The sequence below is a fragment of the Streptomyces sp. OR43 genome (genome assembly GCF_008042275.1).
Lineage (GTDB): Bacteria > Actinomycetota > Actinomycetes > Streptomycetales > Streptomycetaceae > Streptomyces.
This window is the reverse complement of sequence record NZ_RDBK01000006.1, coordinates 54,725-67,375: the sequence shown is the minus strand read 5'-3', so window position 1 is coordinate 67,375 and position 12,651 is coordinate 54,725. Positions and strand designations below refer to the sequence as shown.

Here is a 12,651-nt window from a genome sequence, read left to right as displayed (position 1 = left end):
CGCCCGCCCTCCACGACGAACTCACCGAGAAACTCGGCACCTTCCCCCTCTTCCACTTCTGGGGACCCGGCGCCGACCTCGTCTCCTCCCAGTGGATCATCGACGCCACCCGCCACATCCTCGACACCCGCCACCCCGACCTCGCGCTGTGCTACCTCCCGCACCTCGACTACGACCTCCAGCGCTACGGCCCCGACGACCCCCGCGCCTTCAAGGCTGCCGCCGACCTCGACCGGGCCGTGGCCCCGCTCCTGGACGACGCCCGCCGCGAGGGACGCACCGTCGTCGCCCTGTCCGAGTACGGCATCACCCGCGTCGACCGCCCCGTCGACATCAACCGCGCGCTGCGCCGCGCCGGACTCCTGGAGGTCCACACCCAGGACGGCATGGAGTACCTGGACCCGATGGCGTCACGGGCCTTCGCCGTCGCCGACCACCAGATCGCCCACGTCTACGCACGCCGTCCCGAGGACCTCGAAGCGGCCCGCGAGGCCCTGGCCGGCCTGCCGGGCATCGAGCAGCTCCTCGACGACGAGGGCAAGAAGGCACAGGGCCTGGACCACCCGCGCTCCGGCGAACTGGTCGCCGTCGCCGAACCGGACGCCTGGTTCACGTACTACTACTGGCTCGACGACGACCGCGCCCCCGACTTCGCCCGGCTCGTCGAGATCCACCGCAAACCCGGCTACGACCCCGTCGAGCTCTTCATGGACCCCCAGGACCCGTACGTCCGGGTCAAGGCGGTCACGGCCGTCGCCCGCAAGAAGCTCGGCATGCGCTACCGCATGGCGGTCGTACCGCTCGACCCGTCACCCATCCGAGGCAGCCACGGGCGCCTCCCCCCGAGCGACGAAGAAGGGCCGCTCATCCTCTGCTCCACCCCCCACGCGTTCACCGGCCCCGTCCGGGCCACCGAAGTGAAGTCCCTGCTCCTCACGCTGGCCGGCCTCGCATGAGCCCGGTCCGTGCACAGCGCTGCGAGCAGCTTCGAGAAGGAGAGAGACCGTGACCGTGTACAACGACGCATCCGGAACGGACGGCGCCCTGCGCCGCAGCCTCGGCATCGACCGCCGCCGCTTCCTCAGCACCTGCACGGCCGTCGGGGCGGCGGCGATCGCCGCCCCCGTCTTCGGCGCCTCGCCGGCCTTCGCCCAGCCCGCACCCGGCCCCGGGCACCACAACGGCCACGGTCATGGCCAGTCCCTGGTCCCGGCGCACAAGCGCGGAATCATCCTGTACACCGTCCGCGACGCCACGGGCCGCGACCCGCTCAGCACGACCCTGCCCTCGGGCTTCCGCGCGGTCTTCAAGGAGCTGGCCCGCTACGGATACAAGCAGGTCGAGTTCGCCGGCTACGGCCAGCACGCCAACGCACCGGGCGGAAACAACCTCGAATCGGTGGAAGGCGCGAAGCTGCTCCGTTCCTGGCTGGACGACTACGGACTGCGCGCTCAGGGCAACCACGGCTTCATCCCGGGATCCTGGCCCCTCAGCCAGAGCGACCTCGACCAGTTCAAGCGGCACCTGGAGATAGCCAACATCCTCGGCATGGACCACATGGGCACCGGTGGCGACCCCACCGGCAGCGCCTACCGCGCCGACTGGGACGTGGCCGCCGACAAGTGGAACGCGCTGGGGCAGATCGCCCACCGCGCGGGGATCAAGCTGTACACGCACAACCACGACGCGGCCTACGGCTTCCTGCTCGACGGCGGTCCGCTGGACGCCCAGGGACGGCCCACCCGCAGCTCGGGCATCCGCAAGCTCGAGTACTTCCTCAAGGTCACCGACCCGAAGACCGTATGGCTGGAGATGGACGTCTACTGGGCGCACGTCGCCCAGTACAAGTTCCACACCTACACCGCGCTCGACGGATCGGTGCGGGAGAACGTCTTCGACCCCGCGGCCGTGGTCCGCCGCCACAACAAGCGCTACCCGCTGTTCCACGCCAAGGACGGCGTCATCAACACGGCGAGCGGCGACGGCTACGACATGGTCCCGTTCGGCACCGGCGTCATCGACTACCGGACCTTCTTCCGCCGCGTCGGAGAGGCGCAGTACCGCAACCCGATGGTCGAGCAGGACACCGCACCGAGCTCCACGGACCTCGCGCAGTCCCTGAAGCAGGCACGGATCAGTTACGAGGGCATGGCGGCACTGCGCAAGTAGAACCGTCGTGCCGACCGTCCCCGCGCGGATGCGGGGGCGGCCGGCACCCCTCAGCCGATCCCCTGCCGGTCGGGCAGCAGGGCGAACTCCCGCTCGGCGGCGTCCGGCACCGCGCGCTCGACCGCCTGGACCAGCAGCGCACGGTGCCGGAGCAGCGGACCCTGCCGCTCCGGCCCGGCCAGCGCCACCAGGTCATCGATCCCCGCCAGCAGCCGCCGCGTCACCTGCGGGCTTTCCGTCGCGCACCGCCGGATCTCCTCGAACCCCAGATCGACGAGGTCCGCCCACTCCGGCACATCCTGAATGAGCCGTACTGCCCCCTTCCGGTCCCGATGGTGGACGACACCGAGAGGGAGCTTCGCCACGGCCGCGAGGAACTGGACGATCCGGTCGAGGCACTGCACGGCGGTGGTCGGATCGTTCACCGCCGGCGACAGCGCCCGCAGAGCGATGTCCGACAGCTGCCGCAGCCCGAACGCCAGATCCTGGTGCAGCGTGCGCTCGACCCCGACCCACACCGTGTAGCGCAACGCGTGCCGGGCCGGCGCGTCCCCGCCGTGCACCGCCAGCACCGGAGTGCCCGGCACGACGAAGTCCCCGAGGCGCGGGATGAGCCGCAGCACCACACCCTGTCTCCGCGCGATCCGGACCAGCCGTGCCACGTTCACGTCCCGCAGCACACCGGCGTGTCCGGCGTGCGGGATCTGCCCGCTCTCGGCGGGAAGCACTTCTTCCTCCTGCGGCCCGCCGACGGGCATCCGCCGCAGCACATGGAAGGAGTCCCGGGTGATCCGGTCGACGACGGGCCCGACCTGCATCAGGCGCAGCGTCGAGCTCACGTAGGCGATGAAGAGCAGCAGGCTGAGCCCGACGAGCACGGCGGTCAGGATGCTCTGCAGAAAGGGGACGGACACGACGCGGCGCGGATCGACCGTGCTCTCGTACGAGCTCAGGACCAGCAGCGAGAACACGAAGGTCGCCAGGAAGACGGACAGCGTGAGTTTGCTGATCCGGCTGCGTACGAAGATCCGGACCACCCGGGGCGTGAGCTGCCCGCTCGCCATCTGGACGGCCACCAGCGAGATGCTGAAGACCACACCGATGAAGGTCATCATCGCCGAGCTGACGGTGACGACGATCGTCTTCGTGTCCTCGGCGATCGAGACCAGGTCCGCGATCTCGTCGTACGCCCGCTCGTCCTGGAGGTAGGCCACGATCTGCTCGTCGAGGGCCGAGGCGACGAGCCAGAGCACGACGGCGCAGACCAGCGTCAGGGCCGGAGCGAACCAGAACGTCTCGCGCAGATGCTCGCGCAGGGGCGACAGCGCGCGGGGTGGCCGGTAGCCGCGATGACTCATCCCGCGAACGTAACCCGGCCCGCCCGCACACCGGCGGACGCCGTCGCCGACCCTCCGGCCGTACGGTGTGTGCGCGACCGTCGACGCAGGGTGCGCATGCGGCGACCGAGAGCCCCCTTTACGCCCCACCGAGGCCCGCGCACCGCACTGACCAGGGCGAAGACCGGCGGATATGCAGGTGAGAGCCACCCCAAACCCCTGGTATTGTTTTCTTTGTCGCCGCGGGAAACCGGGGCCGACCACCTGGTCCGGGTGGCGGAATGGCAGACGCGCTAGCTTGAGGTGCTAGTGCCCTTTATCGGGCGTGGGGGTTCAAGTCCCCCCTCGGACACCAGCTGGGACCCCTGTTCGTCAGGGGTCCTTTTGCTTGCCCCGGCGTTGCCCTCCAGCACGCCCCCCGGCAATGCCTCACCAGGGCCTGCGGCACACCACCTCAGGTCCAGGGAAGCGTCCGCCACGGGCCGGCCGGGTCCCCGGTCAGGGCGCGGTGGGTCGCGAGGGCGGTCTGGTACCACTCGCCGAACTCCTCTTCGTCGAAGTGCAGGCAGCGTCCGAGAACGTAGGCGGCGGAGAAGTTCTCCCACGAGCGGTAGTTGAGCTGGACGAGACGGCCGGCGCGGACCACGGCCGCCTCCGCCTCCTGCAGGGAGCACAGGCGGGCGGCGAGGCCCCAGCGGGCCATGCCGGAAGCCCGGCCGTAGTCCCAGGCCTCGACGCTCTGGACGAAGCCTCCTTCGGGAAGCAGGCCGTCGGCGCGGAACCGCGCCTCGTAGCGGGCGATGCGACCGATCAGCCGCTGCACGCCGGTCACCTGACCCTCCAGCTCCGCGGCGCTGACGGTGCGGCCGCGGGTGACACCGTCCGCGGTCAGGGAGGGTTCGGTGGCGGCCTCGGTGCGCCGGCGCACCACGTTCGCCGCGGCCTGGCGCCAGTGGTCGACGTCGATGGGCCCGGCGAAGTCCAGGGCCATGGAGCGCCGCAGTTGCAGGACGAACTCCCAGACGCTGCTGACCATCCCGGCGCTCAGCAGCCGCTCCTGCGTGTCCTGCCAGTCCTCGCGGGTGCTGACGCTCCACCAGCGTTCCAGCGTGCGCTTCTCGTCGCGGTAGCCGCTGCCGTGATAGGCCATCGAGTTCCAGTAGTGGCCGTTGCGCACGTTGATGTGCGCGCCGACCGCGAGACCGAAGGCAACGGGTCCGCTGCGTGGGCCGCCCACCTCCAGGGTGTGGACGGCGCCCTGGGCCAGCCCCGGCCGTTCGACCGGGGCGGAGTGGCGCTTCCACAGGGCGCGGCCCTCGGGCCCGGCCGGCAGTATGCCCTCGCAGGGGCTGCCGGGATTGACGACGAGGTAGGGCGGGTCGTTCTGTTCCCAGGTCTCCGCGAACCAGCCCAGGTCGTAGCAGTTGTAGACCGGGTCGGCGACGGGCGGCGGCAGCATGCCGCCGGTGTGGACGGCCAGGCACAAGGTCCGGGTCTGCGGGCTCCAGTAGGGGTGGAAGCGGGTGTTGCCCGGGTTCGCGTCGACGTACGCCCGCGACTGCATCATGTACAGGTCGGCCCGGGCGACGAGGTCGTAGTAGGCGGGCCAGTCGCCGCGTGACTTCGCCTCGTACAGCCCCCGCTCGACCGCGCTCGGCGCCTGCCAGCCCTGTGCTGGGGCCGTCGGACCGGGCAGGGCTCCTCCTTCGTGACCTGCTGTCAAACCCATGGGCAAACCTTAAGGGGTGGTCCGGCGCGGCCGGCGTGCCCGGGCCGCGAGGCGGGGCGGACCTGACCGAGGGCGGCGGGGGCGGCTCCGTCCGGCACGAGCACACACGCCACTTCTCCGCGCACGACGCCGCCTCGGACGCACGACTGCGCGGCTGCACGACGCCCGGCCGCACGGTGGTCGATCGACGGCGGCGCGGCGGTGCCCCGCGATCAGGCGGAGGAGAGCTGCTCCGCTATCTCCTTGATCCAAGCGGCACTCTTCGCCGGATCGTTGAGGGAGTCCGCCCACTCCTCCGCTGTCAGCCGCTGCTGAGCGGGGCCCGCCTTGAGCGCGACGAGAAGGGCTCGGGCCGAGTCCCGCATCCCGGGGGCCGTGTCGCCGCTCCCCTTGATGTTCGTGCCCGCCGCCAAGCCGTAGATCTTGCGTGCCATGGCCTGGCGCTCACCGTTCTCCACCTTCTTCCAGAACTTCAGGGCCTCTTTCAGCGCGTCCTCGCGGGAGGCGGGCTTCTTCTGGGACTCACCGTCCGCCCAGCGTTCGGGGTGGCGGGCTCCGTCGTAGCGCTTCACGCCCGCACGCCCGGCCTTGTAGGCGGCGACTCCGAGGATGAGGCCGGCCGCACCCGCGGCGAGGCCCCAGCCGACCGGGTTGCTCGCCAGGCCCGCTCCTCCCGCGGTGGCGGCGACCGCCGTCACGATGCCGCCGGCGGCCTTGGTGGACTCGCCCACGGCGGTGAACGCCTGCTTGCCCATCTTGTTGCGCTGCTTGCCGAGCGCGTACGTGTGCACGGTGTCCAGCGTGTTCACGTCCTCGGCCTGCCGGAGGTCCCTGGCGGCGTCCCGGACGGTACCCATCGCTGTCCAGGCCACATCGATGGCCTCGGAGACCCGCTCCACCCGGTCCTCGCCCTCATGGTCCCAGTGGGCATCCATCGCGACGTACGCCTCGGCCGCGGCCCACTCGGCCGTCTGCCGGGCCTGGTCCAGCCGGTCCAGTGCCGCCTCGTCCGTACGACCGGGCTTCTCGAGCCCCTTCAACGCGCGGTATTTCCGGGCCGTGAGTCCGACGCGGCCCGCCGCGCGGGCGCCCTTCACCGCGCCGACGACGCTGGAGCCGATACCACTGGCCTCACTGGCTGCCATGGCGTGCGCCGCCTTCTGCGCTTTGGTCAGCTCCTTGGCGATTCCGAGGGCGTAGTTACCCGCCCCGGCGGCGCCGATGACCGCGTCGGCCGTCTTGGTGTTGGCCTTCTTGTCCGCACTGTGGAAGGCCGCCCCGCTCTTGTGCTGCGCGGCGTCCTTCCTGGCCTTGGCCGCCTCCATGCCGCTGAGCACGGCCCCGGCGGTCTCCGTGACGAGGTTCTCCGACGCGGCGGCGGTACCCGAGGAACCCGCGGCGTGCTTGAGGCCGTCGTTCGCCGTCGCGGAGGCCTGCTGGGAGAAGCCCGCGTTGGCGGGGACATGGATGCCCTTGACGAAGGTGTCGATGAATTCGAGGTGCTTCTTGGCCTTGTCGAGGGCCGCGGCGATCCGGTCGCGATAACTCTTCGCCCCGGTGGCCGCGTTGCCGCTCTCCGGTGCTTTGCCCTTCGCCGCGTCCTTGGCCCGCTGCACCGCCGCGGTCGCGGCCCGGTTGCCGATTCCGGCCTGGATCTCGAGGAGAGGACGTTCCAGCGGCACACGGGACGCACTTGTGGCCCGGCTCTGGTTTCCGGCCTGCCGGGACGGAATCGGGGCAGCCGCGGACTGCCGGGTCGAGGTGCGGTGGACGGGGGTGCTCATGACGTACCTCTCCTGTGCCGGACCGGGCGAGTGGAGAGTAGTCAGCCGGGGCGAACAGAAGGGGAACGGCGGGAAGATCGTTCGGGTACGCCGGCCCGAGCGGATTACCGTGCGGGTACCGAGAGAGCCGTGAGGTAGCCGGACACGGCCTTCGAGGTGCCCGAGAGCGGGAAGCGCGCGCCGAGCTGCCCGTCCGGCCGCACGAGGAAGCCGGTCGGGCCTTCCGGGCGGTAGAGCCTGGCGAACTCACCGCCGGCATCGCGGTACGCGGGCGTGCCCGGCGGGGAGTCACGCCCGACGACGGTGACCGTGTGGAGCCCGCCTGCGTCCTCTTCCTCGGTCTTTTCGGTCTCCTCGATTCCCTCGATTTCCTCGATGTCCGAATACGTCCGCGCGTACCGCACCAGGACATGCCCCGTGAGCCCGCGCAGGACGTCGAGCAGGCGCAGCGGATAGGTGGCCACCGGAGTGGACAGGCCCGCGCAGTCCGGGGCACGGTCGCCGGGCTGGGGTGCGTCGGCCGGACCGTACGGGGCCGTGGCGAGCGGCCCGTTCCGGTATCCGACGAGCAGCTGGGCCTCGCGGAGCATCAGCGTCTTCATGTCGTCGGCGTCGTTCTCGATGCCCTTGGTCGCATGCCGGACGGTCCTGCCGACGACCTCCTCGCCGACCGGGCGGCGTTCGGCGTCATAGCTGGTCAGCAGGGCAGGAGCGGCTTCCCCGCGCACGACGAGGGCAAGCTTCCAGGCCAGGTTGCAGGCGTCCTGGATGCCGGTGTTCATGCCCTGCGCGCCGGTCGGCGGATGGATGTGGGCGGCGTCGCCCGCGACGAAGACCCGGCCCGCGCCGTACCGGTCGACGATGCGGTGGCTGATGCGGAAGACGGAGGCCCAGCGCATCCGGGACAGGGACGCCGGCCGGGGAGCCAGGCGGTCGACGACGGCCTGGATGTCGGCGAGCTCCGGAACGCGTCCGCCTTCCAGCCCGTGCGCCACCTCGCTTCCGCCCGTCGCCCCGGCGGCGAGTCCGGGCGGAACCAGCATGGACATCCGGTAGCGGCCCGTTCCGGGGAGCGGGATGCAGACCAGCAGGTCATCGGTGGAGCCGTCGTCGCGCGTGTGGCTCGCCCGCACCCCGTAGCCGTACGGCAGGTCCCAGTCGGCCACGACGTCGGCCAGCATGTACTCCTCGGCGAACGCCCCGCCCTCGAACGCCAGCCCCAGCCCCTTGCGCACGGTGCTGTGCGCCCCGTCGCAGCCGACGAGGAACCGGCAGCGGACCTCCTCGTCGCCGCCCGGACCGGTGCTGAGCCGTGCCGTGACCCCGTCCGCGTCCTGGGTGAACGACACCAGCTCGGTCCCGCGCTCGACGCGCGTGCCCAGGCCCGCCACGTACTCCTCGAGGATGCGCTCGGTCTCGTACTGCGGCAGCGCGGCGAAGCCGTAGGGCACCTCGGGCGGCAGCGCGAGTTCGATCCGCGCCACCTCGCTCCCGTTGACGTGGATCAGCTGGCCGCGCATCGGGACGGCGGCCTCCAGCACGGTCCGCACCAGGCCCATCCGGTCCCAGATCTCCAGCGTGCGCGGCTGGATGCCCACGGCCTTGGCGTACGGAAGGCGGGCCGCCAGCCGCTCGACGACGCGGCACGACACTCCGCGCCGGCGGAGCTCGGCGGCCGCGCTCAGCCCGACCGGACCGGCGCCGACGACGAGCACGTCAGTGGTGTGGTCGTGCGCCACGGATACCTCCCACGCCTCGCCCCCCGGCCGGTCCTCCTCCATGGTCGCCCGGCGGGGCGGGGGCGGCGAGCCGGGGGAGTGGTGCCGGTGGCGGCGGCCTTCATCAGCGAGATCACCCGGAGCTTCAAACGGGGCCGCTTCGTCCTGCTGTACGAGCTCGTCTTCCCGGCCGGTCTCACCATCGGCGCCCTGGTCGCGGCCTGGGTGGTTCCGGCGGCGGGCTGGCGCGTGATGTTCGCGGTCGCCGCCGACACCTTGGCCTCGATCTCGGTCATCACCGCGTCGGCCTCCGCGAGCCGGCCGCGCTCCGCCAGCCAGCGCGGCGACTCGGGGACCTTGCGCTGGACGAGGAAGGCCAGCAGGCCGGGCACGGCGGCGACCGCGAACATCACGCGCCAGCCCGCCGCCGGAACCACCCAGGCCGCGACCAGGGCGCCGATGGTGAGACCGGCCGGGAAGACGAGCTCGTACAGCAGGACGAAGCGGCCCCGTTTGAAGCTCCGGGTGATCTCGCTGATGAAGGCCGCCGCCACCGGCACCTCGCCGCCGATCGCGAGCCCCTGGACGAAGCGCAGGGCCAGGAACGGGGTGAGCGAGGTGCACGCGGTCAGCGCCAGGCTCACCAGACCGGAGGCGGCCACGCAGTACGCGATCACCTTCACCCGGCCGTAGCGGTCGGCCAGCCGGCCCGACAGCAGCGCGCCGACGAGCATGCCGGCCGAGCCGACCGTGAGGACCGCCGTGGCGTCGCCCGTGGACAGCTGCCACTCGTCACGGAGCTCCGGCAGCGCGTAGGCGATCAGCAGCTGGTCGAAGGCCTCGAAGAAGGTGACGACGCCCACGATCAGACGGACGGTGACGTGCCAGCGCGAGAGCGGCAGGCGCTCGAAGCGGGCGGCGATGGTGGCGCGGGTGGTGCCGGCCGGCGAGGAGCCGGGGGCGGCGGCGTCCTTCGAGGTGTCGGTGCTCATCCAGGGTTCCTCCTGCTCCGCGTGGGGCCGGAGCGGTTGGGGAGCCAGGTGTACGGGGTTACAGAGGGGCGGGGAATGAGCTGAGCGTACGGGTGGGTACGGCCGCACGGTGCTCGTGAGCTTGTGAAGTCACCCACGCTTGCGAGTCGCCCACGCTGTGGAGTCACGCACGCTGCGAAGTCACTCACGTTGGCGAGACACCACGCTGCGACGTCACACGCTGCCGAGTCACCCGCGCACCTCTGTAAGTGCCTAGCTTTTAAGTGCTTAAGTTTTACCGGTCCGGGGGTGCCGGCCGTCAAGCCCCCCGGAGGCAAAGGGAGATTTTGCCGAGGGGGCTTGCGGACAATTACTTAAGCCCTTAGATTTTTAGCTCTGAGGTAATCGATTCGATCGCAGGAGGCCAACTGATGCTTGCCGACGAGGTGTTGGTCGCGGGGCAGTGGCGACAGGGCCGTGGCGCCCTCATCGAAACGGTCGACCCGGCCACCGGCCAGGTCATCGCCACCGTGCACGCCGCATCCCTCGACGACGTCGAGGAGGCCGCCACCGCAGCCGCCCGCGCCGCCCACGACCCCGCCTGGCGCGAGCTCCCCGCCCACCTCCGCGCCCGGCTGCTCCACCGCGTCGCCGACCTCGTCGAGCAGAGCGCCGACCGGCTCTCCGCCCTGCAGACCGCCGACACCGGCAAATGCCGCACCGAGACCCGCGCCCTCGTCCACAGCGCCGCCGGCACCTTCCGCTACACCGCCGCCGCGCTGGAGACCGCCGAGGACACGCTCACACCCTCCCGCGGCCCGTACGTCACGATGAGCGTCCACGAACCCATCGGCGTCGTCGGCGCGATCACCCCCTGGAACTCGCCGATCGCCAGCGACGCCCAGAAGCTCGCCCCCGCCCTCGCCGCAGGCAACGCCGTCCTCCTCAAGCCCGCCGAGTGGACCCCCCTCGTCGCCCTCGCGCTCGGCCGCCTCGTCCACCGGGCACTCACCGAGGCCGGGCTGCCCACCGCCCTGCTCTCCGTCCTGCCCGGCCGCGGCAGCGTCATCGGCGACGCGATCGTCCGCCACCCGGCCGTCGAGAAGATCACCTTCACCGGCGGTACCACCACCGGCCGAACCCTCGCCCACGCCGCCGCCGACAAACTCATCCCCGTCTCCCTCGAACTCGGCGGCAAGTCCCCGACGATCGTGCTGGAGGACGCCGACCTGGAGCAGGCCCTCGCCGGCGTCATGTACGGCGTCTTCTCCTCCAGCGGACAGAGCTGCATCGCCGGCTCCCGGCTGTTCATCGCCCGCTCCCGCTACGAGGAGTTCCTCGGCGAACTCGTCTCCCGTACCGGCAAACTCCGCGTCGGACCCGGCACCGACCCCGACACCCAGGTCGCCCCGCTCGTCCACCACCGCCACCGCGACGGCGTCGCCGCCTACGTCGACCTGGCCCGCGAGGAAGGCGCCACCGTCCGGTGCGGGGGAGCGGCACCGGAAGGAGAGCGCTACCGCGACGGCGCCTACTACCTCCCCACCGTCCTGGACGGCCTGCCCAACACCGCCCGCGTCTGCCAGGAGGAGATCTTCGGACCCGTCGTCGTCGCCCTGCCCTTCGACGACGAGGACGACCTCGTCAGCCAGGCCAACGACAGCGTCTACGGACTCGCCTGCGGCATCTGGACCCGCGACCACGCCAGAGCCTGGCGCCTCGCCCGCCGCATCGACGCGGGCACCGTCTGGATCAACACGTACAAGCAGTTCAGCATCTCCACCCCGTTCGGCGGGCTGAAGGACAGCGGCATCGGCACCGAGAAGGGCCGCGACCTCATCCGCGGCTACCAGCGGCAGAAGTCCCTCTACTGGGCCACCGACACCACCCCCCTGCCCTGGGCCGCCCAGTGAAGCCGAGCCAGACGAACCCGGAGCCTCCCATGCCCCACGAGAACCCCCACCCCATCGCCCGGCTGCGCGCCCTGCGCTCCGTCGAGCTCCGCACTCCCGCCTTCACCGAGTCCGCCGACTTCTACCGCGAGGTCTGGGGGCTGGAACCCGTCGAGCGGGAAACCGACGCCACCTGGCTGCGCGGCACCGGCGAGGAACACCACGTCCTCCACCTCGCCCGCGGCGAGCGGAACGGCCTCGGCCGCATCACCTTCGCCGTCGCCACCCCCGCCGAGATCGACGAGGCCGCCCGCCGCCTCCTCGCCCGGGGCATCGTCCCCGTCGCCGGCCCCGGTCCCCTCGACCAGGTCGGCGGCGGCTACGGACTCCGCTTCACCGACCCCGAGGGCCGGCTGATCGAACTCAGCGCCCAGACGCACGCCGTCACCCCGCGCGGCCGGGACGCCGCCGTCCCCGTCGGCGTCACCCACACCGTCCTCAACACCACGGACATCGACGCCGCCGTCGCCTTCTACACCTCGGTCCTCGGCCTGCGCGTCTCCGACTGGTCCGAACACCAGATGGCGTTCCTGCGCTGCAACGCCGACCACCACTGCATCGCGTTCAACCAGGCCGAGTGGACCTCCCTCAACCACGTCGCCTACGAGATGACGTCCGTCGACCACTTCATGCGCGGCCTGGGCCGCCTGCGCCACCACGGCATCAACCCCCAGTGGGGACCCGGCCGGCACGGCCCCGGCAACAACACCTTCTCCTACTTCACCGACCCCGCCGGACTCGTCTGCGAATACACCTCCGAGGTCGCCCAGATCGTCGAGGACGCCTGGATCGCCAAGGTCTGGCGCCGTACCCCCGACCTCTCCGACCTCTGGGGCACCGCGGGACCACCCTCGCCCGGCATCCGCAGCCGGTCGGTGAGTTCGGGGTCGGTGAGGGCGCCGGTGGAGGCGATCAGCAGGTCGGCGCCGCTGTCGAGGACGCGCTCGGCCCATTCGCGTACGACGGCCTGGCCCGCTGCTTCGACGATGAG

General features: G+C 71.5%; 8 protein-coding genes, 1 tRNA gene and 2 pseudogenes. 5 read left to right on the top strand and 6 right to left on the bottom strand.

What is annotated here, in order from left to right; all coding sequences use genetic code 11:
• Together EAO72_RS42725 and EAO72_RS03380 are read left to right on the top strand one after the other, a co-directional pair.
• The coding region (locus EAO72_RS42725) for a nucleotide pyrophosphatase/phosphodiesterase family protein (protein ID WP_261991297.1) at positions 1–956 on the top strand (956 nt) is incomplete at its 5' end.
• Between the two features lie 49 nt (positions 957–1,005).
• A complete protein-coding gene (locus EAO72_RS03380; protein WP_148015706.1) occupies positions 1,006–2,169 on the top strand; it encodes a sugar phosphate isomerase/epimerase family protein in 1,164 nt (387 codons plus the stop codon).
• A gap of 50 nt (positions 2,170–2,219) precedes the next feature.
• Here the strand turns inward: EAO72_RS03380 and EAO72_RS03375 are convergent, their stop codons facing one another.
• A complete protein-coding gene (locus tag EAO72_RS03375) occupies positions 2,220–3,527 on the bottom strand; it encodes a DUF2254 domain-containing protein (protein ID WP_148015705.1) in 1,308 nt (435 codons plus the stop codon).
• A 246-nt stretch (positions 3,528–3,773) separates the two neighbouring features.
• On the opposite strand from EAO72_RS03375, the gene EAO72_RS03370 reads away from it, so the two are divergent.
• Positions 3,774–3,861, top strand: a tRNA-Leu gene (locus EAO72_RS03370).
• A gap of 99 nt (positions 3,862–3,960) precedes the next feature.
• Here EAO72_RS03370 and EAO72_RS03365 read toward each other — a convergent pair.
• From EAO72_RS03365 to EAO72_RS03345, 4 genes are all read right to left on the bottom strand, one after another.
• Positions 3,961–5,235, bottom strand: a complete 1,275-nt coding sequence (locus EAO72_RS03365) for a DUF1266 domain-containing protein (protein WP_148015704.1) — start codon at positions 5,233–5,235, stop codon at positions 3,961–3,963.
• A 212-nt stretch (positions 5,236–5,447) separates the two neighbouring features.
• Positions 5,448–7,019 carry a hypothetical protein gene (locus EAO72_RS03360; protein WP_148015703.1) on the bottom strand — a complete coding sequence of 524 codons (1,572 nt, stop codon included), beginning with the start codon at positions 7,017–7,019 and terminating at the stop codon, positions 5,448–5,450.
• Between the two features lie 104 nt (positions 7,020–7,123).
• Complete coding sequence (locus tag EAO72_RS03355) at positions 7,124–8,758, bottom strand: FAD-dependent monooxygenase (RefSeq protein ID WP_261991296.1); 1,635 nt, start codon at positions 8,756–8,758, stop codon at positions 7,124–7,126.
• A complete protein-coding gene (locus EAO72_RS03345; protein ID WP_410089992.1) occupies positions 8,701–9,729 on the bottom strand; it encodes an MFS transporter in 1,029 nt (342 codons plus the stop codon). The genes EAO72_RS03355 and EAO72_RS03345 overlap by 58 nt, the downstream gene beginning before the upstream one ends.
• 410 nt (positions 9,730–10,139) lie before the next feature.
• Between EAO72_RS03345 and EAO72_RS03340 the strand changes: the two genes are divergently transcribed.
• On the top strand, positions 10,140–11,621 hold the full coding sequence (locus tag EAO72_RS03340; protein ID WP_148015701.1) for an aldehyde dehydrogenase: 1,482 nt from the start codon (positions 10,140–10,142) through the stop codon (positions 11,619–11,621).
• A gap of 29 nt (positions 11,622–11,650) precedes the next feature.
• Positions 11,651–12,526, top strand: a pseudogene (locus EAO72_RS03335) (VOC family protein); the annotation flags it as partial.
• Between the two features lie 56 nt (positions 12,527–12,582).
• Here the strand turns inward: EAO72_RS03335 and EAO72_RS42715 are convergent.
• Positions 12,583–12,648 (bottom strand): annotated as a pseudogene (locus EAO72_RS42715) (hypothetical protein); the annotation flags it as partial.
• Positions 12,649–12,651 lie beyond the last annotated feature (3 nt).

Coding starts and splice junctions, on each gene's coding strand:
- EAO72_RS03360 (WP_148015703.1), bottom strand. CDS start 7,019: ATGAGCACCCCCGTCCACCGCACCTCGACCCGGCAGTCCGCGGCTGCC.
- EAO72_RS03340 (WP_148015701.1), top strand. CDS start 10,140: ATGCTTGCCGACGAGGTGTTGGTCGCGGGGCAGTGGCGACAGGGCCGT.
- EAO72_RS03365 (WP_148015704.1), bottom strand. CDS start 5,235: ATGGGTTTGACAGCAGGTCACGAAGGAGGAGCCCTGCCCGGTCCGACG.
- EAO72_RS03345 (WP_410089992.1), bottom strand. CDS start 9,729: ATGAGCACCGACACCTCGAAGGACGCCGCCGCCCCCGGCTCCTCGCCG.
- EAO72_RS03375 (WP_148015705.1), bottom strand. CDS start 3,527: ATGAGTCATCGCGGCTACCGGCCACCCCGCGCGCTGTCGCCCCTGCGC.